Origin of the sequence: Microbacterium sp. AG157 (assembly GCF_003385695.1) — a bacterium.
Classification (GTDB): Bacteria; Actinomycetota; Actinomycetes; order Actinomycetales; family Microbacteriaceae; genus Microbacterium; species Microbacterium testaceum.
This window is the reverse complement of record NZ_QRDK01000001.1, coordinates 946967-970636: the sequence shown is the minus strand read 5'-3', so window position 1 is coordinate 970636 and position 23670 is coordinate 946967. Positions and strand designations below refer to the sequence as shown.

Genomic DNA, 23670 nt, shown 5'->3' with positions numbered 1-23670 from the left:
GAGCCTTCCTGATGACCGACGCGCCCGCGAACGACGCCGCCGAACCGACCGAAGACGAAGTCTTCGAGCAGAAGGCGGTGCGCCTGGCCAAGCGCGAGCGCCTGCTCGCGGAACGTTCCGACTCCGCGGGCGGTCCGTACCCGGTCGCGGTCCCCGTCACGACGACGATCCCCGAGCTGCGCGCGCGCTTCGGAGAGCTCGAAGCAGGCGCCGAGACCGGTGAGACGGCCGGGGTCGCCGGTCGCGTGGTGTTCAGCCGCAACACCGGCAAGCTCTGCTTCGCGTCCCTGCAGTCGGGCGACGGCAGCCGCATCCAGGCCATGGTCTCGCTCGCGAGCGTGGGCGAGGAGTCGCTGCAGGCATGGAAGGAGCTCGTCGACCTCGGAGACCACGTCTTCGTCTCGGGCGAGGTCATCTCGAGCCGCCGCGGCGAGCTGTCGATCATGGTCTCCGAGTGGACGATCGCGGCCAAGGCCGTGCTGCCCCTGCCGAACCTCCACACGGAGCTCAGCGAGGAGAGCCGCGTCCGCAGCCGCTTCCTCGACCTGATCGTGCGCGACCGCGCTCGCGAGACCGTCCTGGCCCGCGCCACGGTGAATGCGAGCCTGCGCCGCACCTTCACCAAGCGCGGTTTCGTCGAGGTCGAGACCCCGATGCTGCAGGTGCAGCACGGCGGTGCGAGCGCGCGTCCCTTCACGACGCACTCGAACGCCTTCGACACCGAGCTGTTCCTGCGCATCGCGCCCGAGCTCTACCTCAAGCGCGCCGTGGTGGGCGGTATCGACCGGGTCTACGAGATCAACCGCAACTTTCGCAACGAGGGTGCCGATACGACGCACAGCCCCGAGTTCGCGATGCTCGAGGCGTACCAGGCCTACACCGATTACAACGGCATCGCCGATCTGACCCAGACCCTGATCCAGGACGCCGCCGTCGCCGTGGCCGGTTCGACCACGGTCACGTGGGCTGACGGCACCGAGTACGACCTGGGCGGCGAGTGGGACCGCATCTCGATGTACGACTCGCTGTCCGCCGCGTCCGGTCGTCACATCACCCCCGAGACTGCGCTGGACGAGCTGCGAGCCCTCGGCGACGAGGCCGGCGTCGACGCCCCGCCCCAGGACACCCATGGCAAGTGGGTCGAAGAGCTGTGGGAGCACTTCGTCAAGGGCGGTCTGACGCGCCCGACCTTCGTCATGGACTTCCCCGTCGATACCAGCCCCCTGGTCCGCGAACACCGCTCGATCGCGGGCGTCGTCGAGAAGTGGGACCTCTACGTGCGCGGCTTCGAGCTCGCGACCGGCTACTCCGAGCTCGTCGACCCCGTGATCCAGCGTCACCGCTTCACCGAGCAGGCCAAGCTCGCCGCTCGGGGCGACGTCGAAGCCATGCCGATCGACGAGGAGTTCCTCCGCGCCCTCGAGCACGGTATGCCCCCCACGGGCGGTATGGGTATGGGCATCGACCGTCTGCTCATGGCGATCACCGGCCTGGGTATTCGGGAGACGATCCTGTTCCCGCTGGTGAAGTAGGACGCTCGAACACCCACTCCGGTAGACGCCCGGCGTCGATGATGTCGAGGACGATGGCGCTGAGGCCGTGGTCCGCGTCGATCTCGAGGGCCGTCTCGGCGTAGACGGCGGCGTGGGAGGAGCGTCCCGTCGCCCAGGCGAGCCAGGCGCACGCCGACAGCGCACCGGGGCGACGCTCACGGGGGAGGGCCGCGGCCACGAACCGGCAGAGTTCGAGCGCGCGGCGAAGACGGTCGGGGTCGGGGCGAGCCCCTTCTCCCCACATCGGCCGCGCGAGATCCTCGGGGAACGGCGTCCCGCGGCGATACGCGGTCTGGGCGTGAAGAGTGGCGTCGCCGGTGGCGAGGTCGGCCGCCCACTGCATGAGAGCCACGTCGCGCAGCGAGGGGCGGTCGAGGCAGAAGGCGACGGCGGCGAGTTGCGCGGCGTCCAACTGAGCCGGCGCGGACGCCAGCGCGTCTTCGAGCAGGACGGGCGGATCCGCCACCGCTGCGGCGGCCGGATCGACTGCGGCGGCACGTTCGCGCCGGGGGAGCGCGCGACGATCGTGCGCGCCGTCGAGCACGCGCTCGATTCTGCGGAGCGCGGCGAGCACGCCTCGCGAGAGAGCGGAATCGATCCGCGGCAGTTCGGCCGCGGTGAACTGATCGGCGACGAGACCGGACCCGGGCTCGCCCTGCGGCGGCGCGGTGACCTCGGAGAGCGGATGCGGTGTCGACGACGAGGGGGACAGGTAGCTGTCCCACCCGTCCGGGCCGACGACGAGGGCGTCGACCACGCGGAGCCCGCAGATGTCCGCCCGGGCGATGGCGGCGTCGACGAGCGCCCGGTGCGGCAGGGCTGCCGGGCCCGCGACGTCGTCGTCGGTATAGACGACGAGAGCCACGGCATCCGTTCGCGCGACTTTGCAGGCCATACCGATGATCGTGGACGCGATGCTCTCGACCGAGGCAGACGCTCCGGCGGGGGGCAGATCGACGCGCATCGCGCCGAGTGAGCGGGACTCGGTGAAGGGCACGAGCACGAGACTCCGGCTCGGGGTGCATTCGAGCAGGCGCGGGACGAGGGCGAGGAACGATGCGGACGAGGTGACGGAGACGACGGTGGGTGCCATGGGTCGAGGGTGTCGAACAGGACCGTCCTCCCGCGGGGCTCGATAGCTCGATCGTGGAGGAATCCTGGCATCCGTCACCTGGGGAGGAACCTCCTCAGACCGCGCGCTCCGTCAGCGCGGGTATCCTCGACATCATGGACGAGACCTGGACCGCGATGTTGTGGGCGATTCTGCCGACCCTCGTGGTGTCAGTGGTCTTCTTCTTCATCCTCCGCAACGTCATCCGGATGGATCGCACCGAGCGCAAGGCCTACGCCCGCATCGAAGCGGAGGAGCGCGCCAAGCGCGGTCTTCCCCCGGTCGCGCGCACGGGCGAGGGCCCCGCGGCCTGACACCCCTTCGGTCTCTGTCGGAGGCCGTCGCTACGCTGGGTCCACAACCCGTCCAGGAGGACCCGTGCTCAACGCCACGTTCGACGCGAGCTGGCTCGTCATCACGCTCTTCGTCGTCGACCTGGTGGTGCGCATCGCCGCGATCATCATCGTGCCGCGCAACCGGCGGCCGACCGCGGCGATGGCGTGGTTGCTCGCGATCTACTTCATCCCGTTCGTCGGCGTCTTCCTCTTCCTGCTGATCGGCAACCCCCGGCTGCCGCGCAAGCGCCGTCGCAAGCAGACCGCGATCAACGAGTACATCCACGACACGAGCGCCTCGCTCGAGTTCGGCACCCTCCGCCCCAACGCCCCTCAGTGGTTCCGTGCGCTCGTCCAGCTCAACCGCAACCTGGGTGCCATGCCGATCGCCGGAGACAACGCCGCCACCCTGATCGCCGATTATCAGCAGAGCCTGGATGCCATGGCCGAGGCCATCCGGCAGGCTCAGCGCTACGTCCACGTCGAGTTCTACATCCTGCAGACCGACGCCTCGACCGACAACTTCTTCCGTGCCCTCGAAGAAGCCGCGGAGCGCGGCGTCGTGGTGCGCGTGCTGCTCGATCACTGGGCGAACCGTGGCAAGCCGTTCTACAAGCAGACGCTTCGTCGCCTCGACGCGATGGGAGCCCACTGGCACCTGATGCTGCCCGTGCAGCCGCTGCGCGGTCGCTACCAGCGTCCCGACCTCCGCAATCACCGCAAGCTCCTCGTGATCGACGGTGACGTCGCCTACATGGGATCGCAGAACGTCACCGACTCGTCGTACAACCTGCGCAAGAACATCCGACGCGGTCTGCACTGGGTCGACTTGATGGTGCGCGTCGAAGGACCCGTCGTCGCGAGCATCAATGCGGTCTTCCTCTCCGACTGGTACAGCGAGACCGACGAGACCCTCCGCGACGAGATCGACCTGTTCAGCGTCACCTCCGGCCCGGGCGATCTCGACTGCCAGGTCGTGCCCTCGGGGCCCGGGTTCGATTTTCAGAACAACCTGAAGCTGTTCCTCGGCCTGCTCTTCGCGGCCAAGGAGCGCATCATCATCGTCAGCCCCTACTTCGTTCCCGACGAGGCCTTGCTGCTCGCGATCACGACCGCCTGCCAGCGCGGCGTGCACGTCGAGCTCTTCGTCTCCGAAGAGGGTGACCAGGCGATGGTGTACCACGCGCAACGCAGCTACTACGAGGCCCTGCTGCATGCCGGCGTCACGATCTGGATGTACCGCAAGCCCTACATCCTTCACAGCAAGAGCGTCACGATCGACGACGAGGTCGCCGTGATCGGCTCGAGCAACATGGACATGCGGTCGTTCGGTCTGAACCTCGAGGTGTCGCTCCTCGTTCGCGGCGAGGAATTCGTCCGCGACATGCGCGCTATCGAGGGCGCGTATCGCACCCTGAGTCGACAGCTGACGATCGAGGAGTGGCGCCGTCAACCGCTGCGCTCGACGATCCTCGACAACCTGGCCCGCCTCACCTCCGCGCTCCAGTGACGCGCCGCGGCATTCGCCGCCGGTACCCAGGATTCTCCGACATCATGGGGCAGAACTCGCCCCCGGAGGTTCTGATGTCGCAACACCGTTTGGCCCTGCTCGGAATGATCGGCGCCGCTCTCGTCACCGCCGGCGCTCTCGCCGGATGCGCCACCGGCCCGTCTGCGCCCCTGATGCCGGGTTCGAGCCCGGATGCCACCGCCTCGACGCCCTCCGCCGAGGTCGGGGCCGCGTGGGTCGACGGTGGCCGCTCGATCGCGGTGGTCACGAACGGGAGTTCCTCGTGCCCGCCGGTCGTGACCGGCCAGCCGAACCTCGCCGGCACCACCCTCGCGGTGGAGCTCTCCCCGTCTGCGCAGCAGGAGTGCACCCGCGACATGGCGCCGCGGGCCACGTTGGTCGCTCTGCCCGCGGGTGTCGACCCGGGTCAGGATCTCGCCGTCACCGTGACGGGCGTCGCGCAGGGGGAGGCCAGGCTCGCGGGGCTCGCGCCAGCGCCTGCCGCCACGGGTGAATTCTCCCCGTCCGCAGGCTGGGTGAACGACTCCCTCGTCGCCATCGTCACCTACGGCAGCTCCACGTGCGTCCCCTCTGTCGAGGCGGTCACCACCGCGGGCTCCGATGTCGCCGTCCAGTTCGCGACACCGCCGGCCGATCAGATCTGCACGATGGACATCGCGCCGCGGGTGACCCTCGCCGACATCGGCCGCGAGGCCGGGTCGGGCGCGGTGTCGCTCGTGCTCTCCGGCGGTGGTGTCGACGCGGGCGCGCCCATCCCCGTGCTCGGCGCGCGATGACCTCGACGGCCGGACCCGGCGTCAGCGATCTCTGACGAGCAGGTCGCCCACCTCGCACTCCAGCACGCGGCAGATGGCGGACAACGTCGAATAGCGGATCGCTCGGGCGCGGTCGTTCTTCAGCACCGACAGGTTCACCACCGAGACCCCGACGAGTTCGCTGAGGCGCGTCAGCGTCATGCCCCGCGCCTCGAGAAGCTCGTCGAGGCGACAGTGGATGCCGGTGGGCTCGTCATCCGTGGCGGCCGGGGTCATACGAGGCCCTCGGTGTCGCGCTGGAGACGGTCGCCGACCGCGAACACGGTGCCGGCGAGGGCGACGACGAACGCGACGGCGAAGATGGCGAAGACGTCGACCGTGCCGACGACCGCTCGGTCGTAGGTCCCTGCGGACACCAGGGCGAGTGCGCCGTTGACGGCCATGTTGTGGAAGAAGGGCACGAAGTACATCCCCGCGATGGCGACGAGGCCGGCTGCGGTCACGAGCGCCGTGTGCGCCCGGGAGAAGATGCGCCCCCGCAAGATGCCGAAGCACAGGACGAGCAGCAGCGTCACCACCGTCACCATGGCCGCTGCGAACACCGCGTGGCTGATGACGAGCGCCGCGAGCGAGGCGGGCTGGAGAGACGCGACGGTCACCGAGGCGGAATCGAGCTGGACCGTCACCGCCGAGCCGCCGGGGCCGAGCGGCGCCTGCGCATCGGTCGCGGCGAAGGGGGCGAGGAGCGTGATGTCGCGATTCGGGAGAACCCGAGCGATGTCGGTGATCGCCTGCACGACGGCCGCCACGGCGATCGCGACGCCGCCGATCAGGAACAGGACGAAGCCGGCGGTATCGCCGCGGGACAGGACCCGGGACGTGGGGCGGGGGGAAGCCATGATCGCTCCTTATCGATGATCGTTATTATCGGTTGTCGATAACATAACGATGATCGATGGGTCCCGCAAGAGCGAGCGATGTGGCGGTATGCCCACGGCGAACACGGGGCTCTGGCATCCGGCCGCTGGTTACTCTCGATGTACGGCGCGCGGAGGCGTGCCTGTCAGCCCATTTTTGGAGGGACTGAGGATGTTCGAAAGATTCACCGATCGTGCTCGTCGTGTGGTGGTGCTCGCCCAAGAAGAGGCGAAGATGCTGAACCACAACTACATCGGCACGGAGCACATCCTTCTGGGCCTCATCCACGAGGGTGAGGGCGTGGCTGCCAAGGCGCTCGAGTCGCTGGGCATCTCGCTCGATGCCGTCCGCGAGCAGGTGCAGGACATCATCGGCCAGGGGCAGCAGCAGCCGACCGGCCACATTCCGTTCACGCCGCGTGCGAAGAAGGTCCTCGAGCTGTCGTTGCGCGAAGCGCTGCAGCTCGGACACAACTACATCGGAACCGAGCACATCCTGCTCGGTCTCATCCGTGAGGGCGAGGGTGTCGCCGCCCAGGTCCTCGTCAAGCTCGGTGCCGACCTGAACAAGGTGCGCCAGCAGGTCATTCAGTTGCTCTCGGGCTACCAGGGCAAGGAGCCCGCGGGCGTCGCCTCGGGTGCCGGCGAGCAGACCCAGGGCGCGGCCCAGGGCGGGTCGGCCGTTCTCGACCAGTTCGGACGCAACCTCACGCAGGCCGCGCGCGACAACAAGCTCGACCCTGTCATCGGGCGCGAGAAGGAGATCGAGCGCGTGATGCAGATCCTGTCGCGCCGTTCGAAGAACAACCCGGTCCTCATCGGCGAGCCCGGCGTCGGCAAGACCGCCGTCGTCGAGGGTCTCGCGCAGGCCATCGTCAAGGGCGATGTGCCCGAGACCCTGAAGGACAAGCAGGTCTACTCGCTCGATCTCGGCTCGCTCATCGCCGGTTCCCGCTACCGCGGTGACTTCGAGGAGCGCCTCAAGAAGGTCACCAAAGAGATCCGCACGCGCGGCGACATCATCGTCTTCATCGACGAGATCCACACCCTCGTGGGCGCGGGCGCCGCAGAGGGCGCGATCGACGCGGCATCCATCCTCAAGCCGCTCCTCGCGCGCGGTGAGCTCCAGACCATCGGTGCCACCACGCTCGACGAGTACCGCAAGCACTTCGAGAAGGACGCCGCTCTCGAGCGCCGCTTCCAGCCGATCCAGGTGGCCGAGCCGAGCCTTCCCCACGCGATCAACATCCTGAAGGGGCTGCGCGACCGCTACGAGGCGCACCACAAGGTGCAGATCACCGACGGCGCGATCGTCGCCGCGGCGAACCTGGCCGATCGCTACATCAGCGACCGGTTCCTCCCCGACAAGGCCATCGACCTGATCGACGAGGCCGGCGCTCGACTGCGTCTGTCGATCCTGTCGAGCCCGCCGGAGCTGCGCGAGTTCGATGAGAAGATCGCCAAGGTCCGGGAGCAGAAGGAGCAGGCCTCCGAAGACCAGGACTTCGAGAAGGCCGCCGCGCTGCGCGACGAGGAGAAGTCGCTCCTCGCGGAGCGTCTGCGTCTCGAGAAGCAGTGGCGCTCGGGTGACGTCGCCTCCCACGCGGTCGTCGACGAGGGTCTGATCGCCGAGGTGCTCGCCCAGGCGACCGGCATCCCGGTGTTCAAGCTCACCGAAGAAGAGTCCAGCCGCCTCATGTTCATGGAGAAGGCCCTGCACCAGCGGGTCATCGGACAGGAAGAGGCGATCGCCGCTCTGTCGCGCACGATCCGTCGTCAGCGCGCGGGCCTCAAGGACCCCAAGCGTCCCTCGGGCTCGTTCATCTTCGCCGGCCCCACGGGCGTCGGAAAGACCGAGCTCGCCAAGGCGCTCGCCGAGTTCCTCTTCGACGACGAGGGCGCGCTGATCTCGCTCGACATGTCGGAGTTCGGCGAGAAGCACACCGTCTCGCGTCTGTTCGGTGCCCCTCCCGGGTTCGTCGGATTCGAAGAGGGCGGCCAGCTCACCGAGAAGGTGCGCCGCAAGCCGTTCTCGGTCGTGCTCTTCGACGAGATCGAGAAGGCCCACCCCGACATCTTCAACTCGCTGTTGCAGATCCTCGAAGAGGGTCGTCTGACCGACGGTCAGGGCCGTGTCATCGACTTCAAGAACACCGTGATCATCATGACGACGAACCTCGGCTCGTCGGCGATCGCCGGTGGTCCGGTCGGCTTCCAGGTCGAGGGCAGCGCGCAGACCTCGTACGAGCGGATGAAGGGCAAGGTCGACGAGGAGCTCAAGCGCCACTTCAAGCCCGAGTTCCTCAACCGTGTCGACGACGTCATCGTGTTCCCGCAGCTGAACAAGGACGAGCTCCGTCAGATCGTCGGTCTGTTCGTCAAGCGCCTCGCCGACCGTCTGCTCGACCGAGACATGACCGTCGAGCTGTCGGACGACGCGAAGGACAAGCTCATCGAGATCGGGTTCGACCCGACGCTCGGAGCGCGCCCCCTGCGTCGCGCCATGCAGCGCGAGGTCGAGGACCGACTCAGCGAGAAGATCCTGCACGGCGAACTCGAGTCGGGCGACCACGTGAAGGTCGGCGTCGAGAACGGTCAGTTCTCGTTCGAGACCAGCCCGCGCGGCGAGAAGGTCGCGATCGGCGTCGGAACGGCGGGCGAGATCACCGCCACCCCCGACACCCTCGCCGGCAGCTGACACCGCGAGGAAGGAGGGGCCCGGATGCCATGGCATCCGGGCCCCTTCTCTGTTCGGTCCAGCGGCGTCAGAACAGCTGGCCCGCGTTGGTCGCGGCGAGGTCGATGAGCTCATCGCCCCGGCCGGACAGGATCGTCCGAATCGCGTAGAGGGTGAAGCCCTTGGCCTGTTCGAGGGTCACGGACGGGGGCATCGACAGCTCCTGCCGAGCCGTCGTCACCGACACGAGGGCCGGACCGGGGTGAGCGAGAGCCGCGGCGAGCGAGGTCTCGAGGTCAGTCGACTCGTCGACGCGGAACGACCGGATGCCGATCGCCTCGGCGACCGCCGCGAAGTCGGGGTTTCGCAGATCGGTGCCGTAGGTGACGAAGCCGGCGGCCTTCATCTCGAGCTCGACGAAGTTGAGCGAGGAGTTGTCGAAGACGACGGTCTTCACGGGGAGGTCGTTCTGGACGATCGTGATCAATTCGCCGAGCAGCATCGCCAGACCGCCGTCGCCGGCCAGAGCCACGATCTGCCGGTCGGGGAAGGCCGCTTGCGCGCCGATCGCATGCGATAGGGCGTTCGCCATGGTCCCGTGCGCGAACGACCCGATGAGCCGGCGTTCTCTCGTCATGGTGAGGTAGCGCGACGCCCACACCACGGGAGAGCCCACGTCCGGGATGAAGACCGCGTCGTCGTCGGCGAGACGGTCGAGCGTCCGTGCGACGAACTGGGGGTGCAGCGGCTTGCCGGCGGCGCTCGGCACCGCGAGATCGTCGAGCTTGGACCGGGTGGTCCGGTAGTGCGAACGCGCGTCGTCGGCGTGCCGCGTCGATCGTCCCTCGTTCAGCAGCGGAAGGAGTGCGCGGGCGGTGTCGCGCACGGTGCCGACCAGGCCGATGTCGATCGGGTGCCGGCGTCCGAGCTGCTCGCCCCGGATATCGACCTGGATGTGCTTCGCGCGGCTCGGGTAGAACTGCTGGTACGGGAAGTCCGTTCCGAGCATGAGGACGACATCGGCATCCTCCATCGCCCGGTACCCCGACGAGAATCCGAGCAGGCCGGTCATTCCGACGTCGAACGGGTTCTCCCACTCGATGTGCTCCTTGCCGCGCAGGGCGTGCACGATCGGGGCCTGCAGGCGGCGAGCCAGCTCGACCACCTCGTCGTGCGCGTCCGCGACGCCCGCGCCGGCCAGGATCGTCACCTTCTCGGCCGCGTTCAGCACATCGGCGGTGCGCCGCAGCTCGTCGTCGGAGGGGGTGATGCGGGGAGTCGTGCGCGCGATCGTCGCGACGCGGTCGTTCCGGGCTTTTGCCAGCAGTACGTCGCCCGGGATGACGAGCACGGCGACGCCGCGCTTCTCGATTGCTTCACGCATCGCGATCTCGAGCAGCCGAGGCATCTGCACGGGGTCGGCGACGTACTCGACGTACACCGAGCACTCGCGGAACAGCTCCTGCGGATGCGTCTCTTGGAAGTACGTCGACCCGATCTCTGCGGTCGGGATGTGGGCGGCGATCGCGAGGACCGGCACCCTCGAGCGGTTCGCGTCATAGAGACCGTTGATGAGGTGCAGGTTGCCGGGTCCGCAGCTTCCGGCGCAGACGGTCAGCTCTCCCGTCAGCTCCGCCTCGGCCGAGGCGGCGAAGGCCGCGGCCTCCTCGTGTCGCACGTGCATCCAGCGGATGTCGCCGTCTCGGCGGATGGCGTCGGTGAACCCGTTGAGCGAGTCGCCGGGAAGGCCGTAGACGCGCTGCACGCCGTGGTGGCGGAGGACGGAGACGATGTTTTCGGCAACGGTAGGCACGAAGCAGTCCTTTCATCGGAGAGGGGGACGAATCGCGCGACCGCTCGTGACGATCGCGCGTCACCACGGATCACGCTACTCCCGTGGTTGTGGACGTGGTCTGCCGCGGCTTCGACCCGACTATGCGTCGAACGGTCCTGACGCCCCCGCAGGGATGCCGAGCCGAGCGGCGTACGCTGGGAAGATGACTTCGCCCGCGCCGTTCGTCGTCCGCCCCGCCGGAACCGCCGACGTGCGACGCATCCACGAGCTCCTCGAACCGTTCGTGCAGAAGCGCATTCTGCTGGGCAAAGACCTGGTGGTCCTCTATGGCTCGGTGCAGCAGTTCGTCGTCGCCGAGGCCGACGGTGTGGTCATCGGGTGCGGCGCACTGCACGTGATGTGGGAGGACCTGGGCGAGATCCGCACGCTCATCGTCCACGACGAGTGGCTGCACCACGGCGTCGGCCGCGCCATCGTCGAGACGCTCGAGGAGCGAGCGCGGGCGCTCGGCGTCTCGCGGCTGTTCTGCCTGACGTTCGAGGTCGACTTCTTCACTCGCCGCGGCTTCGCCGAGATCGGCGAGCAGGTGGTGGACCCCGACGTCTACTCGCAGCTCGTGCGCAGCCCCGACGAGGGGGTCGCGGAGTTCCTCGACCTCGCCCACGTCAAGCCGAACACCCTGGGCAACACGCGGATGCTGAAGCACCTATGAGCCTGCGCTCCTGAGCGTGCCGTGGCGCGGGCGCACAGCCGCGCCGCCTACCCTGGAACCATGACCGATGCCCCCCGTAGGCGGAGGCAGTCCCCGGCGGTCTACCGTCGTCGTCGTCTCGCCGCAGGGCTTCTCGCTCTGCTGGTGATCGGCCTCGTCGTGTGGCTCGTGGCGGCTCCCCCGTGGCGTGCCGCTCCCACCGCCGAGACGACTTCCGATCCCGCCGCGAGCACTCCCTCCGCTGCTGCGGCGACGACCGCGCCGGCGGCGTCCGAGACTCCCTCCGCCGCGCCGTCCGCTTCGCCCACTCCGACCGCGCCCGCGGGGCCCGTCGAGTGCACGGCGGCCGACATCTCGGTTGCGGCGCTGTCGGACAAGAGCGAGTACGGGCAGGGCGAGAACCCGCAACTGTCGATCAAGCTCACCAACACCAGCGCGAACCCGTGCACGATGAACGTCGGCACGAGCGCCCAGTCGTTCACCGTGACGAGCGGGTCGGACGTGTGGTGGCGGTCGACCGACTGCCAGGCCGAGCCCAGCGACATGGAGGTGACGCTGGCCGCCGGTCAGGTCGTCACGAGCTCCGCCCCGTTGACCTGGGACCGCACGCGCTCCTCGGTGAACTCCTGCGGGGGAGAACGGCCGTACGCCCCCGGTGGGGGAGCGACCTATCACCTGAGCGTGTCCATCGGCGGCATCCCGTCGTCGGGGACGGCGTCGTTCATTCTGCGCTGAACATCACGAGGGGGGGATGCCGGTCGGCATCCACCCCTCGTCGTTCCCGGATTCAGGCGCCGGCGTTCTTCCCGAACACCTCGCCCTCCATGGCGTCGTAGCCCTCTTTCTGGGGGTCGCCGTGCAAGCCGCCGGACAGGGCGTACTCCTCTTCGGGGGAGAGGACGAGTCGATGGCGACCGTAGACCGCGAAGGCGACGAAGATCACGGCGTAGACGACGATGATCGCCACGATCGCGAGCAGATAGGTCGGGTTGAAGAGAAGGCCGAAGAAGACGATCGCGGCGATGACGGCGGCCGAGTAGGCCCCGAACAATCCCCACGGGCTCTTGTAGGGGCGCACCGCATTCGGGAACTTCCGTCGCAGGATGATGAACGACACCATCTGCAGGAAGTAGGCCAGCACCGCGCCCCAGACGGCGATGTTGAGCACGATCGCTCCCGCGGGGCTGGCGTCGCCGCCGGCCGCCTGCACCACGACGAGAGCGACGAAGCCGAGCGCAGCGCCGAACACGAGGGCGACCCAGGGTGTCTTGCGTGCGCCCGTGAGCGACAACCAGCGCGGGTAGTATCCGGCGCGCGACAGCGAGTACATGTTGCGGCCGTAGGCGAACATGATGCCCATCAGCGAGGCCAGGAGCCCGACGAGCGCGAGGAGCGACAGGAGGGCCGCGGCCTGGTCTCCGACCATCGCGCGGAAACCGTCGAGCAGGGGTTCGAGCGAGCTGCCGGTGGCGTCGGCGCCCAGCACGCCGGTGTTGAGGAACAGCACGATGAGACCGGTGACGATGAGCGTGCCGCGGGCCCAGAGCCCCGCGCGGGGGATGTCGCGGGCGGGGTCGTGCGACTCCTCTGCCGCGAGGGGGAGCTCCTCGATGCCGAGGAAGAACCACATCGCGAACGGGAGCGCCAGCAGGATCGATCCGACCCCGAAGGGTAGGAACTCGGTGTTCCCGTCCGTGGGGGCGATGTTCCAGAGCGATCCCCAGTCGAACGCGCCGGTCAGGAGCGACATCGCACCGAAGACGACGATGATGCCGATCGAGATGATCGAGACGACGATCGCGAACCCGAAGGAGATGTTCGCGCCGGCGGCGTTGAGAGCGATGAACAGCGCGTAGAGGATGATCCACCAGACGAAAGAGGGGAGGCTCACGCCGGTCAGCAGCTCGAGCGCCGAGTCGGCATACTGCCCCGAGAAGTAGACGACGACAGCGGTGGTCGCGACGTATTCGATGGTCTCGGCGAGACCCGTCGCGAGGCCGCCCCACGGTCCCATCGCCGACCGGGCGAACGAGTAGGCGCCGCCCGTGTGCGGCATGGCGGCGGCCATCTCTCCGATCGAGAAGGTGAGGCCGTAGTACATCACCACCAGGATGACGAAGGCGATGAGCATGCCGCCGAATCCGGCGAAGCCGATGCCGAAGTTCCAGCCCGAGAAGTCGCCCGAGATGACGGCGGCGACGGCGAGACCCCACAGGCCCCAGACACCCGCCGAGCGTTTCAGCGTGCGTTTCTCGAAGTACGAGGCGTCGGTGGCCGTATAGGTGGCTCCGGCGACCTTTTTGCGGGAGTTGCTCGAGGTGGACATGTGGCCTCCAGACGGATGCGGACAGGCTTCGGGGTCGCCTTGCGGGAAATCATGGCCTTCTATTGGTCGACCTGTCTACCTTTGGCGTGTAAGTTCCTCGTTACGTCCTTCGCACGAGGTGACGTGACCACCGCGAGAGGGAGACCATGGCGGGCAATCTCAGCAGCGAAGACCTGGATGCCGCGATCGAGGCGGGAGAGATCGACACGGTCGTCGTCGCCTTCCCCGACGCGCAGGGCCGGCTCGTCGGCAAGCGCGTCGCCGCGCGGTTCTGGCGCGACGAAGTCCGCGGCCACGGCGCGGAGGCGTGCAACTACCTGCTCTCGGTCGATGTCGACCTCAACACCGTCGACGGGTACGCCATGTCGAGCTGGGAGAAGGGCTACGGCGACATGCTGCTCGTGCCCGACCTCGACACCCTGCGCACGATCCCCTGGCAGCCCGGGACCGCGCTCGTCTTCGCCGACCTCGCGTGGGGAGATCGCGCGCACGTCGCACAGTCGCCCCGCGGCATCCTGACCGCGCAGCGCGCTCGTCTCGCCGAGCGCGGACTCACCGCCTACGCCGGAACGGAGTTGGAGTTCATCGTCTTCGACGACTCGTTCCGCGACGCGTGGGCCAAGGGCTACACGGGGCTGACCCCCTCGACCGACTACAACGTCGACTACAACCTGCTCGCGACGACCCGGCTCGAGCCGCTGCTGCGCGACATCCGCCTCGGCATGGACGGCGCCGGCATGTACTGCGAGGGCGTGAAGGGCGAGTGCAATTTCGGTCAGCAGGAGATCGCGTTCCGCTACGCCGAGGCTCTCGAGACGGCTGACAACCACACCCTGTACAAGAACGGCGCGAAAGAGATCGCCGATCGGCACGGCAAGTCGCTGACCTTCATGGCCAAGTTCAACGAGCGTGAGGGCAACAGCTGCCACATCCACCTCTCCGTGCGCGGCGATGACGGATCGGCGGTGATGGCCGGCGACGGGGAGTACGGATTCAGTCCCCTGATGGGCCACTGGATCGCCGGCATCCTGGCCACCCTGCGCGAATTCACGCTGCTGTACGCCCCCACGATCAACTCCTACAAGCGCTACGCGAAGGGGTCGTTCGCCCCCACCGGGGTGGCCTGGGGCGTTGACAACCGCACGTGCGCCCTGCGCGTCGTCGGCCACGGCTCGTCGCTGCGCGTCGAGAACCGCGTGCCCGGGGGAGACGTGAACCCCTACCTCGCGATCTCGGCGATCATCGCGGGGGGCCTGTACGGCATCGAGAACGAGCTCGAACTGCCCGACCCGCTCAGCGGCAACGCGTACGCGGCCGGTGTCGACACCCTTCCGACGACCCTCCGGGAAGCCGCTCGGCTGTTCTCGGAGTCGGCGATCGCCCGCTCGGCCTTCGGCGACGAGGTCGTCGAGCACTACCTCAACCAGGCGCGCATCGAGGTCGAGGCCTACGACGCCGCCGTGACCGATTGGGAGCGGGTGCGTGGTTTCGAGCGCCTCTGATTCGAGCAGGACCCCCGTCGTGGGGCTGACCACGTACCTGGAGCGCGCGAAGCAGGGCGTGTGGGATGTCCGCGCCTCGTTCCTGCCGCAGCAGTACTTCGATGCCGTCACGGCCTCGGGCGCGAGCGCCGTGCTGCTGCCGCCCCAGCCGCGACCCGAGCAGGCCGCGGCGGCGGTGCTCGACGGGCTCGACGGGCTGATCCTCACGGGCGGCCTCGACGTGCAGCCCGAGCTGTACGGGGCGGAGCGTCACCCGCTCACCGACCCCGCTCGCGCCGACCGGGACGCGTGGGAGATCGCGCTCCTCGCGGGGGCGCGCGAGCGCGGCATCCCGGTGTTCGGTATCTGCCGGGGGCTGCAGCTCATCAACGTCGCGAGGGGCGGCACCCTGCACCAGCATCTGCCCGAAGCACTCGGCACGGAGCGCTACCGCATCGGCGGGGGCGTGTTCGCCGAGAACACGGTCGAGGTGGATGCCGGCACCCGGCTCGCCGGCCTGGTCGGTGCCGGTCCGCTCACGGTCCACAGCTACCACCACCAGGGCGTCGACCGGGTCGGCGACGGGCTTCGCGTGACCGCTCGCACCGACGACGGCCTTGTGCAGGCCGTCGAGACAGAGGGCGACGACTACCTGGTCGCCGTGCAGTGGCATCCCGAAGAGAACGCCGAGGATCGCCGACTGTTCCTGGGCCTGGTCGCTGCCGCCGCGGTGTACCGAGCGTCGCGTGCCGCCGCCCCCTCGTCCGAGCCCGCAGGCCCGGTCACCACCTCCGAGCGCCAGGGAGTTCCCGCATGAGCACCTTCACCGTCATCGACCCCTCGACAGGGTCGCCGATCACGACGCTCGAACGCGCCGAGGTCGAGCACGTGGATGCCGCCGTCGCGAGCGCCGTGCGCGCGCAACGCGCGTGGGCAGCCCTGGCTCCAGTCGCCCGCGCCGACGCCCTGCGCGCGTTCGCCCGGGTCGTCGAGTCGCACGTCGACGAGCTCGCGGCTCTCGAAGTGAAGAACTCGGGCCACCCGATCGGCTCGGCCCGCTGGGAGGCGCAGCACGTCGCGCAAGTGCTCAACTACTACGCCGGGGCGCCGGAACGCTTGATCGGGTCGCAGATCCCGGTCGCCGGCGGACTCGATGTGACCTACCACGAGCCCTACGGGGTGGTCGGGATCATCGTGCCGTGGAACTTCCCCATGACGATCGCGGCGTGGGGCTTCGCCCCGGCGCTCGCCGCGGGCAACGCCGTCGTGCTCAAGCCCGCCGAGCTGACCCCGCTCACCGCGCTCCGCCTGGGCGAACTCGCTCTCGAGGCGGGGCTGCCGGACGGGTTGTTCCAGGTGGTCGTCGGCTCGGGCTCGGTCGTGGGCCAGCGCTTCGTCTCGCACCCCGACGTGCACAAGGTCGTGTTCACCGGGTCGACCGAGGTCGGCACCGAGGTCGCCGCGGGCTGCGCGCGGATGCTCAAGCCCGTGACGCTCGAACTGGGCGGCAAGAGCGCGAACATCGTGTTCGCCGACGCCGATCTCGAGAAGGCCGCCGCGGGCGTCCCCGGCTCGGTGTTCGACAACGCCGGTCAGGACTGCTGCGCGCGAAGCCGTCTGCTGGTGCAGCGGAGCGTCTTCGACCGCTTCATCGAGATGCTCGAACCGGCCGTCGCCGCCTGGAAGGTCGGCGACCCCGCGAGTGAGGACACCCAGATGGGACCGCTCATCTCGGCATCCCATCGCTCTTGCGTCCAGGGCTTCCTCGACGGCGTCGACGTCGCGTTCCGCGGCTCGGCTCCCGAGGGTGACGGCTTCTGGTTCGCCCCCGCCGTCGTGCTCGCGCAGCCCGGAGACCGCATCGCGCGCGACGAAGTCTTCGGCCCGGTGCTCGCCGTGCTGCCGTTCGACGACGAAGCGGATGCCATCCGCCTCGCCAACGACACCGCGTACGGTCTCGCGGGGTCGATCTGGACCGAGAACCTGGGCCGCGGCATTCGGATCTCGCGCGCAGTGCGCAGCGGAGTGCTGTCGGTGAACTCGCACTCGTCGGTGCGCTACGCCACCCCCTTCGGCGGCATGAAGGCCTCCGGTCTCGGACGGGAGCTGGGACCGGATGCCGCCGAGCACTTCACCGAGGTGAAGAACGTGTTCTACGCCACCGAGTGACCCCTGCCCTTCACCCCTTGTCCCACTTGTGACGCTCCTTGTCCCACTTATGGCTGCTTCAGCGGCTCTGAACCAGCCATAAGCGGGACAAGGGTCAGCTCGAAAGGAACCACCGCCCATGACCATCGACCTCACTCAGCGTCTGCGCGATCGCGTCGCCATCGTCACCGGAGGGGCCAGCGGCATCGGCCTCGCCACCGCCCGTCGCTTCGCGGCCGAGGGCGCCCGGGTCGTGATCGCCGACCTCGACGAGACCACCGGCACGGCTGCCGCCACCGAGGTGGGAGGCGTCTTCCGGCAGGTGAACGTCGCCGACGAAGCGTCCGTGAACGCGCTGTTCGACGGCGTCGCCGCCGACCTCGGCAGCGTCGACATCGCCTTCAACAATGCCGGCATCTCGCCCGCCGACGACGACTCGATCGAGACGACCGAGCTGCCCGCCTGGGACCGAGTGCAGGACGTCAACCTCAAGAGCGTGTACCTCTGCTCGCGCGCTGCCCTGCGACACATGGTGCCCGCGGGAAAGGGGTCGATCATCAACACCGCATCGTTCGTGGCCCTGCTGGGCTCGGCCACCTCGCAGATCTCGTACACCGCGTCGAAGGGCGGCGTGCTCGCGATGACCCGCGAGCTCGGCGTGCAGTTCGCGCGCCAGGGGATCCGCGTCAACGCCCTCTGCCCGGGACCGGTGAACACTCCGCTGCTGCAGGAGCTGTTCGCGAAGGACCCCGAGCGCGCGCAGCGCCGATTGGTGCACGTGCCGATGGGTCGGTTCGCGGAGCCGGAGGAGATGGCCGCGAGCGTGGCGTTCTTGGCATCCGACGACGCGTCCTTCATCACGGCCACGGCGTTCGTGGTCGACGGGGGCATCACCAACGCTTACGTCACGCCCCTGTGAACCGGTGACGTGACAGGCTGAGGGTGTGACAGACGCGCCGCTCGACGACCTGCGCCGGGCCGTGTACCGCCCCGTGCGCAGCGGCAACGCGCTCGAGGACACCACGGCGCGCATCGTGCAGACGGTGCGGCTCGGCCTCGTGGCGCCGGGGGAGTCGCTTCCCGCGGAGCGCGAGCTCGCGGCGCTGTACGGGGTGAGCCGGGACACGGTCCGCGAGGCGCTGAAAGAGCTGTCGGATGCCGGGTGGCTCGAGACGCGGCGGGGTCGCTACGGCGGGACCTTCGTCGTCGATCCCGTGCCCCGGCCCTCGACGCCGGCGGTCGTCTCGGCCGCCGAGCTCTCCGACGTCATCGCTCTACGCGGCGTCCTCGAACCGGGGGCGGCGTGGGCGGCGGCGGCGCGGTCGCTGTCGGCCGAGGAGCGGGACGTGCTGTGGGCGCGGCACGAAGCGGCCGCGCTCGCCGAGGGAGAGGACTACCGCCGACTCGACACGCTCCTGCACCTGACGATCGCGGAGTTCGCCGGCATCCCGTCTCTCGTTCCCCTCGTCGCCGACAACCGCGCGCGCGTGAACGCCTGGCTCGACACGTTCCCCCTGCTGCCGCGCAACATCGAGCACTCGACCTCGCAGCATGCCGCGGTGGTCTCGGCGATCCTCGCCGGGAGACCGGATGCCGCCCACGCGGCGATGCGCGACCACCTCGCCGGGTCGGAGGCGCTGCTGCGGGGATTCCTGGCCTAGGGACTCGTGGGGGTTCGCAGCTTTGGAGCTTCGAGGTCGAGGGTCGCAGCGCGCGAGGTGCGGTGGGAAGTTGTGGGGCGCCGCGAGGTCAGGGAGGCGGCGCGGGGCGCGGGAGGTGCGGTGGGAGGTTGTGGGGCGCCGCGAGGTCACGGAGGCGGCGCGGGGGAGCGCGGGGATGACGCGGCGGTGCCGGGTGGAGGAGCTTCCGCGGGCGGAGGATGCAGCCCGGGCGTTCGATCCTCCGGTCGGCGATTCTCCTCCCGTCGGAAGCGCCGCGGGCGTGTTCGGCGCAGCGCGGGCGTGCGCGACGCCGCGCGGATAGGCTCGGAGGATGGCGGCAGGAAAGAAGCGCAAGGGGAAGAAGCTCGACGTGGACTTCAAGAACACCGCCTTGACCGACGCCCTGCAGACGCAGGATATGGCGGCGATCGCCTTCGCTCTCCGTCACGGACCGACGGTCGTGCCGCTGATGACGCCGGGCGATGCCGACGACCCGCTCAGCGTCGGCGAGGTCTGGACCTACCGCGATCCGAACACCGGCCAGCTCGCCCTGCTGCTGTTCAGTGATGCGGCGCACAAGCCCGAGACGCTGCCGCCGCACGTGGCCCTGCAGTCGCCGCAGTGGCTGCGCGCGTTCCTCGGAACGCATCGGGATGCCATCACCACGGTGTTCATCGACATTGCGGGGCCGCACCCGATCCAGGCTTCACCGGCTGACCTGATCGCCGCGCTGGACGCCTGAGCTCTCCCTCGGTGCCGCGGGTTCGGTGCCGCTGGTTCGGTGCCCGGGGGCCGGCGCCCGGGGTCCGGCGCCTGGGTTCGACGCCGGGGTTCGACGCCGGGGTTCGACCCCCGGGGTTCGGCGCCCTGGGTTCGGCGCCCGGGGTCCGGCACCTGCGCCCGGCGCCCGGCGCCCGGCGTTCGGGTCCCGGGGTCCGCCGCCCTGGGCTCGACGTCCGGGGACCGGCGCCCGGAATCCAACGCCCTGGGTCCGCCGCCCGGGGACCGACGCCCGGGGTCTTCCCCCGGCGCGGGGGCGGTGGGGTGTCGCGCTGCCCGTTGAGTGTCCAGAACACCCGGAGCATTCTGAATTTCGTCCGGGTGTTGTGGACACTCGAGCGTCGGATGGGGCGGGGGCGTGTGGGCGAGCGACCGGGCGGGTGAGAGGCGGAACTCGCGCGGGTGAAGGGCTCGTGCAAGACTCGGGGACATGGAGTACCTGATCGTCGGTGCCGTATGCGCCGCAGGACTTGTCATCCCCGCCGTTCTCGGGATGACGTCGCCGCACCGCCGCCGCCGGTCTTCTCCTCCCGGCCGTTGACGATCGCACGGGAGCGGTGTCCCGTGGGGCCACCGGTTCCTGAGAACTCGCGACCGCTCGATCTCACCGCATCGGTCTGCTGGAGGCGCTTTATGCTCCGGGTGCGTCTCAGAACCCGGGTTCGCTGTCGTCGCGGGGCAAGCCGCGCACCTGCAACTCGTTGAGGGCCTGCGCGAGTTTTCGCGACGAGGCGTCGAGGACGGTGTGATAGCCGAGCCGCTTCGCCTCTGACGCGCGCTGAGCGGCCTGCGTGACGTTGCGGATCTCGCCCGTGAGGGTGAGCTCGCCGATCGCCGCGAGGCGCTTCGACACCTTGCGGTTCTTCACCGCGTTGGCCACCGCGATCGCGATCGCGAGGTCGGCCGCGGGTTCGACCAGGCGCACCCCGCCGACGGTGGAGACGTAGACGTCGCGATCCGAGAGCGTCAGGCCCATTCGGCTCTCGAGCACGGCGAGCACCATCGCGACGCGCGAGGAATCGACGCCGTTGACGATGCGGCGCGGGTTGGGCGCCGTCTGCCGCACGGCGAGGGCCTGGATCTCGACGGGCAGAGCGCGCCGCCCCTCCATCGCGATCGTGACGCACGTGCCGGGTTCGGGCTCACCGTGGCCGAGGAACAGCGCGCTCGGGTCGGCGACCTCGGCGATACCCGTGCCCGTCATGTCGAAGCAGCCGACCTCGTCGGTGGGGCCGAAGCGGTTCTTGAGTGCTCGCACGAAGCGGAGCGAGGTCTGCCGGTCGCCCTCGAAGTGGCAGACGACGTCGACCAGGTGCTCGAGGATGCGGGGCCCCGCGATCGACCCGTCTTTCGTGACGTGGCCGACGAGGATGACGGGGAGGCCTCGTTCTTTCGCCACACGGATGAGGGCGGACGCCACCTCGCGCACCTGGGCGGGCTGACCCGCCGCGCCGTCGCTGTGGGCCGACGACACCGTTTGCACGGAGTCGACGATGAGCAGTCCCGGCTCGACCTGGTCGATGTGCCCGAGGATCGTGGCGAGATCGGTCTCGGCCGCGAGGAAGAGCTCGTCGTGCAGGGCCCCGGTGCGCTCGGCGCGCAGCCGTACCTGCGCCGCAGACTCCTCTCCGCTGGCGTAGAGCACGCGCCGACCCGCGCGGGCGCTCTGGGCGGCGACCTCGAGCAGCAGCGTGGACTTGCCGACGCCCGGCTCCCCACTCAGAAGGATTGCCGCGCCCGGCACGATGCCGCCGCCCAGCACCCGGTCGAACTCGCCCACTCCGCTCGTGCGGCGTGGGGCGTCTTGCGTGTCGATCTCGGTGATCCGGCGCGCGGCGCGGGCGGCCCCGGGAGCGACGGGCGTGATCGACCGCACGATCCCGGTCTGTTCCGCGGCCTCGACGACCGTGCCCCACGACTGGCACTCGCCGCAGCGCCCGACCCACTTCAGCGTCGTCCACCCGCACTCGGTGCAGCGGTACGGGGCAGGGGCTGCAGCGGGACGTCGGGATGCCATGTGCTCAGGCTACGCGGGGCCTCCGACATCGCCGCGCCGGGCCGCGGCATGCGGTGGTCGCATGTCCGGCCGGGGTCCCGGCATCCGGGATCTGCCCCGCCGGTGCGCAGCCCGAGGCCACGCATAAACGCGATCCACGCGCATAAACACGTGCAGAACGCGTTTATGCGACTCGATCGCGTTTATGCGTGAGACGGAGGCGATCGACGCACGTACGCCGGGTGGGCGCGCGCTGAACCCACGGGGTCGACCGGTGGTCAGTCGCGGAGCGACCCCGCGACGGTTGTCAGAGCGTCGGCGGAGCGGCGCAGCAGCGTCAGCTCGGCGTCGGAGAACGGCGTGCCCGGGAGGGGAACCGCTCCGCGCGCCGAGACGATCGAGGGCACCGACAGGGCCATGCCGTCGACGCCGTGGAAGCCCTGCAGCACCGTACTGACCGGCAGGATCGCGTGCTCGTCGCGCAGGATGGCCTCGACGATCCGGGCGCTCGACAGGCCGATCGCGTAGTTGGTCGCGCCCTTGCCCTTGATGACCTTGTACGCGGCGTCGCGGACGTCGACGGCGATCGCGTCCAGTTGCTCGCGATCGAAGCGTGTGCCGTCGGGGAGATCGAACTCGGTGATCGGCACGGAGCCGATCGTGGCCGTCGACCACAGCGGAAACTCGGTGTCGCCGTGCTCGCCGACGATCCAGGCGTGCACGCTCGAGGTGGCGACCCCGGCGCGCTGCGCGAGTTTCCAGCGCAGGCGCGAGGTGTCGAGCACGGTGCCCGAGGCGAAGATGCGGCGGCTGGGCAGGCCCGTGGCCTCTTGAGCCAGGACCGTGAGCACGTCGCACGGGTTGGTCACGATCACGTAGATCGCGTGCGGGGCGACGTCGAGCAGCTTCGGCATCATGTCGCGGATGATCGCGGCGTTGGTCGCGGCGAGCTCGGTGCGCGTCTGGCCCGGGTTCTGCTTCGCGCCCGCCGTGATGACGACGACGTGCGAGCCCGCGGCCACCGAGACGTCGCTTCCGCCCGTGATATCGCTCGAACCGGTGAACTGCGTGCCGTGGGCCAGATCGAGCACCTCGGCCTCCACCTTCTCGGCCGCGATGTCGTAGAGCGCGACATGCCGCGCCGACCCGCGGATCAGGGCGGCGTACGCGACGCTCGCGCCCACGCTCCCGGCCCCGACGACCGTCAGCTTCGAGTTCTCGATCACGCTCATGGCTCGATCCTGGCAGCGGGGGAGGGCGGCTTCCAGCGTGGTCGTTCGACGGTGGACGAACGGATGCCAGGGGTCGAGGGCTGCGCCACGCGCGACGTGCGAGGGCGCGGGGCCGGCGGGTTGCGGCGCTCCCGTGCGGTCGCAGTGGTGCGTGCCGAACTCCGGAGTCTTCGGACACCGGCGACCGCGCGTGGCGGTGTCGCGGGAGAGCGACGCCGTTTCTCCGGACTGCGGCGATACCTCCCCGATCCCATCCGGCCATCGACCAGGCAGCCGATTCGCGGCATCCTGAAGTGTGTCGTAAGCTATTCGGCGGTGACGTGTCCGAGCGGCCGAAGGTGCAACACTCGAAATGTTGTGTAGGTTCACCCCTACCGTGGGTTCAAATCCCACCGTCACCGCCACCACGAAGGCCCCGAATCCCGCGGAAGCGCGGGGGTTCGGGGCCTTCGCTTCGTCATAGGGCTGACCAGCGGTGACGCGGCGGTAACCGTTTCACTTCTCAGGGCGCGATTCGACAACGGCGCGCTGAGCTGCAACCGGCACGTCCGGGCGTGCGACTCGATCCGCCCGAAGCTGGTGCGTCATGCGGTGCTCCGGGAAGACGCGAAGATGGCGGCTCCGAGGGGGCACGCCGTTCTCGGGAGGGGGCTTCTTCGA

20 protein-coding genes and 1 tRNA gene are annotated in these 23670 nt (G+C 69.3%); 14 read left to right on the top strand and 7 right to left on the bottom strand.

What is annotated here, in order from left to right; genetic code table 11:
* The first annotated feature begins 11 nt into the window (after positions 1-11).
* Positions 12-1532, top strand: a complete 1521-nt coding sequence (gene lysS, locus DEU35_RS04655) for a lysine--tRNA ligase (protein ID WP_103206866.1) — start codon at positions 12-14, stop codon at positions 1530-1532.
* On the opposite strand, the gene DEU35_RS04650 is transcribed toward lysS, so the two are convergent.
* The gene (locus DEU35_RS04650; protein ID WP_116238723.1) at positions 1483-2646 is read right to left on the bottom strand and encodes a DUF4192 family protein; all 1164 of its coding nucleotides are present in this window, start codon (positions 2644-2646) and stop codon (positions 1483-1485) included. The genes lysS and DEU35_RS04650 overlap by 50 nt on opposite strands.
* A 134-nt stretch (positions 2647-2780) precedes the next feature.
* On the opposite strand from DEU35_RS04650, the gene DEU35_RS04645 reads away from it, so the two are divergent.
* From DEU35_RS04645 to DEU35_RS04635, 3 genes are all read left to right on the top strand, one after another.
* Positions 2781-2978 carry a hypothetical protein gene (locus tag DEU35_RS04645; protein ID WP_103206864.1) on the top strand — a complete coding sequence of 66 codons (198 nt, stop codon included), beginning with the start codon at positions 2781-2783 and terminating at the stop codon, positions 2976-2978.
* 64 nt (positions 2979-3042) lie between these two features.
* Positions 3043-4509: a cardiolipin synthase gene (cls, locus tag DEU35_RS04640; protein ID WP_103206863.1), complete on the top strand. Its 1467-nt coding sequence runs from the start codon at positions 3043-3045 to the stop codon at positions 4507-4509.
* Positions 4510-4583: 74 nt separating this feature from the next.
* Positions 4584-5306, top strand: coding sequence for a hypothetical protein (locus DEU35_RS04635; RefSeq protein ID WP_147301825.1), 723 nt, complete (start codon positions 4584-4586; stop codon positions 5304-5306).
* A 21-nt stretch (positions 5307-5327) separates the two neighbouring features.
* On the opposite strand, the gene DEU35_RS04630 is transcribed toward DEU35_RS04635, so the two are convergent.
* On the bottom strand, positions 5328-5561 hold the full coding sequence (locus DEU35_RS04630; protein WP_116238721.1) for a helix-turn-helix transcriptional regulator: 234 nt from the start codon (positions 5559-5561) through the stop codon (positions 5328-5330).
* Positions 5558-6184 (bottom strand): hypothetical protein, encoded by a 627-nt coding sequence (locus DEU35_RS04625; RefSeq protein ID WP_116238720.1) that lies wholly within the window; start codon positions 6182-6184, stop codon positions 5558-5560. Before DEU35_RS04625 ends, DEU35_RS04630 begins: the two co-directional genes overlap by 4 nt.
* A 190-nt stretch (positions 6185-6374) precedes the next feature.
* Between DEU35_RS04625 and DEU35_RS04620 the strand changes: the two genes are divergently transcribed.
* Positions 6375-8900 carry an ATP-dependent Clp protease ATP-binding subunit gene (locus DEU35_RS04620; protein WP_116238719.1) on the top strand — a complete coding sequence of 842 codons (2526 nt, stop codon included), beginning with the start codon at positions 6375-6377 and terminating at the stop codon, positions 8898-8900.
* Positions 8901-8967: 67 nt separating this feature from the next.
* Here the strand turns inward: DEU35_RS04620 and poxB are convergent, their stop codons facing one another.
* Positions 8968-10692 carry a ubiquinone-dependent pyruvate dehydrogenase gene (gene poxB / locus DEU35_RS04615; RefSeq protein WP_116238718.1) on the bottom strand — a complete coding sequence of 575 codons (1725 nt, stop codon included), beginning with the start codon at positions 10690-10692 and terminating at the stop codon, positions 8968-8970.
* A 184-nt stretch (positions 10693-10876) separates the two neighbouring features.
* On the opposite strand from poxB, the gene DEU35_RS04610 reads away from it, so the two are divergent.
* A complete protein-coding gene (locus DEU35_RS04610) occupies positions 10877-11386 on the top strand; it encodes an amino-acid N-acetyltransferase (protein ID WP_103206857.1) in 510 nt (169 codons plus the stop codon).
* Between the two features lie 60 nt (positions 11387-11446).
* Positions 11447-12121, top strand: a complete 675-nt coding sequence (locus DEU35_RS04605; protein WP_174799656.1) for a hypothetical protein — start codon at positions 11447-11449, stop codon at positions 12119-12121.
* A 52-nt stretch (positions 12122-12173) separates the two neighbouring features.
* Here DEU35_RS04605 and DEU35_RS04600 read toward each other — a convergent pair whose 3' ends face one another.
* The gene (locus DEU35_RS04600; RefSeq protein WP_103206856.1) at positions 12174-13712 is read right to left on the bottom strand and encodes an amino acid permease; all 1539 of its coding nucleotides are present in this window, start codon (positions 13710-13712) and stop codon (positions 12174-12176) included.
* Positions 13713-13858: 146 nt separating this feature from the next.
* On the opposite strand from DEU35_RS04600, the gene DEU35_RS04595 reads away from it, so the two are divergent.
* The 6 genes from DEU35_RS04595 to DEU35_RS04570 all read left to right on the top strand — a co-directional run bounded on the left by DEU35_RS04595 (position 13859) and on the right by DEU35_RS04570 (position 19744).
* Entirely contained in the window at positions 13859-15214 is a 1356-nt protein-coding gene (locus tag DEU35_RS04595; RefSeq protein ID WP_116238717.1) for a glutamine synthetase family protein, read from the top strand.
* A gap of 19 nt (positions 15215-15233) precedes the next feature.
* Positions 15234-16010 carry a gamma-glutamyl-gamma-aminobutyrate hydrolase family protein gene (locus tag DEU35_RS04590; protein ID WP_371861600.1) on the top strand — a complete coding sequence of 259 codons (777 nt, stop codon included), beginning with the start codon at positions 15234-15236 and terminating at the stop codon, positions 16008-16010.
* Positions 16007-17362: an aldehyde dehydrogenase gene (locus DEU35_RS04585; protein WP_116238715.1), complete on the top strand. Its 1356-nt coding sequence runs from the start codon at positions 16007-16009 to the stop codon at positions 17360-17362. Before DEU35_RS04590 ends, DEU35_RS04585 begins: the two co-directional genes overlap by 4 nt.
* 118 nt (positions 17363-17480) lie before the next feature.
* The gene (locus DEU35_RS04580) at positions 17481-18260 is read left to right on the top strand and encodes a 3-oxoacyl-ACP reductase (protein ID WP_103206852.1); all 780 of its coding nucleotides are present in this window, start codon (positions 17481-17483) and stop codon (positions 18258-18260) included.
* Positions 18261-18285: 25 nt separating this feature from the next.
* Positions 18286-19002, top strand: coding sequence for a FadR/GntR family transcriptional regulator (locus DEU35_RS04575; RefSeq protein WP_103206851.1), 717 nt, complete (start codon positions 18286-18288; stop codon positions 19000-19002).
* A gap of 331 nt (positions 19003-19333) precedes the next feature.
* Positions 19334-19744, top strand: coding sequence for a dehydrogenase (locus DEU35_RS04570; RefSeq protein ID WP_103206850.1), 411 nt, complete (start codon positions 19334-19336; stop codon positions 19742-19744).
* A 687-nt stretch (positions 19745-20431) separates the two neighbouring features.
* Here DEU35_RS04570 and radA read toward each other — a convergent pair.
* Complete coding sequence (gene radA / locus DEU35_RS04565; RefSeq protein WP_103206849.1) at positions 20432-21799, bottom strand: DNA repair protein RadA; 1368 nt, start codon at positions 21797-21799, stop codon at positions 20432-20434.
* Positions 21800-22056: 257 nt separating this feature from the next.
* Positions 22057-23010, bottom strand: a complete 954-nt coding sequence (locus DEU35_RS04560; protein WP_103207099.1) for an L-lactate dehydrogenase — start codon at positions 23008-23010, stop codon at positions 22057-22059.
* 314 nt (positions 23011-23324) lie between these two features.
* On the opposite strand from DEU35_RS04560, the gene DEU35_RS04555 reads away from it, so the two are divergent.
* A tRNA-Ser gene (locus DEU35_RS04555) sits at positions 23325-23414 on the top strand.
* The last annotated feature ends 256 nt before the right edge of the window (positions 23415-23670 follow it).

Coding starts and splice junctions, on each gene's coding strand:
- lysS (WP_103206866.1), top strand. CDS start 12: ATGACCGACGCGCCCGCGAACGACGCCGCCGAACCGACCGAAGACGAA.
- DEU35_RS04650 (WP_116238723.1), bottom strand. CDS start 2,646: ATGGCACCCACCGTCGTCTCCGTCACCTCGTCCGCATCGTTCCTCGCC.
- DEU35_RS04645 (WP_103206864.1), top strand. CDS start 2,781: ATGGACGAGACCTGGACCGCGATGTTGTGGGCGATTCTGCCGACCCTC.
- DEU35_RS04635 (WP_147301825.1), top strand. CDS start 4,584: ATGTCGCAACACCGTTTGGCCCTGCTCGGAATGATCGGCGCCGCTCTC.
- DEU35_RS04630 (WP_116238721.1), bottom strand. CDS start 5,561: ATGACCCCGGCCGCCACGGATGACGAGCCCACCGGCATCCACTGTCGC.
- DEU35_RS04625 (WP_116238720.1), bottom strand. CDS start 6,184: ATGGCTTCCCCCCGCCCCACGTCCCGGGTCCTGTCCCGCGGCGATACC.
- DEU35_RS04620 (WP_116238719.1), top strand. CDS start 6,375: ATGTTCGAAAGATTCACCGATCGTGCTCGTCGTGTGGTGGTGCTCGCC.
- DEU35_RS04610 (WP_103206857.1), top strand. CDS start 10,877: ATGACTTCGCCCGCGCCGTTCGTCGTCCGCCCCGCCGGAACCGCCGAC.
- DEU35_RS04605 (WP_174799656.1), top strand. CDS start 11,447: ATGACCGATGCCCCCCGTAGGCGGAGGCAGTCCCCGGCGGTCTACCGT.
- DEU35_RS04600 (WP_103206856.1), bottom strand. CDS start 13,712: ATGTCCACCTCGAGCAACTCCCGCAAAAAGGTCGCCGGAGCCACCTAT.
- DEU35_RS04595 (WP_116238717.1), top strand. CDS start 13,859: ATGGCGGGCAATCTCAGCAGCGAAGACCTGGATGCCGCGATCGAGGCG.
- DEU35_RS04585 (WP_116238715.1), top strand. CDS start 16,007: ATGAGCACCTTCACCGTCATCGACCCCTCGACAGGGTCGCCGATCACG.
- DEU35_RS04580 (WP_103206852.1), top strand. CDS start 17,481: ATGACCATCGACCTCACTCAGCGTCTGCGCGATCGCGTCGCCATCGTC.
- DEU35_RS04570 (WP_103206850.1), top strand. CDS start 19,334: ATGGCGGCAGGAAAGAAGCGCAAGGGGAAGAAGCTCGACGTGGACTTC.
- radA (WP_103206849.1), bottom strand. CDS start 21,799: ATGGCATCCCGACGTCCCGCTGCAGCCCCTGCCCCGTACCGCTGCACC.
- DEU35_RS04560 (WP_103207099.1), bottom strand. CDS start 23,010: ATGAGCGTGATCGAGAACTCGAAGCTGACGGTCGTCGGGGCCGGGAGC.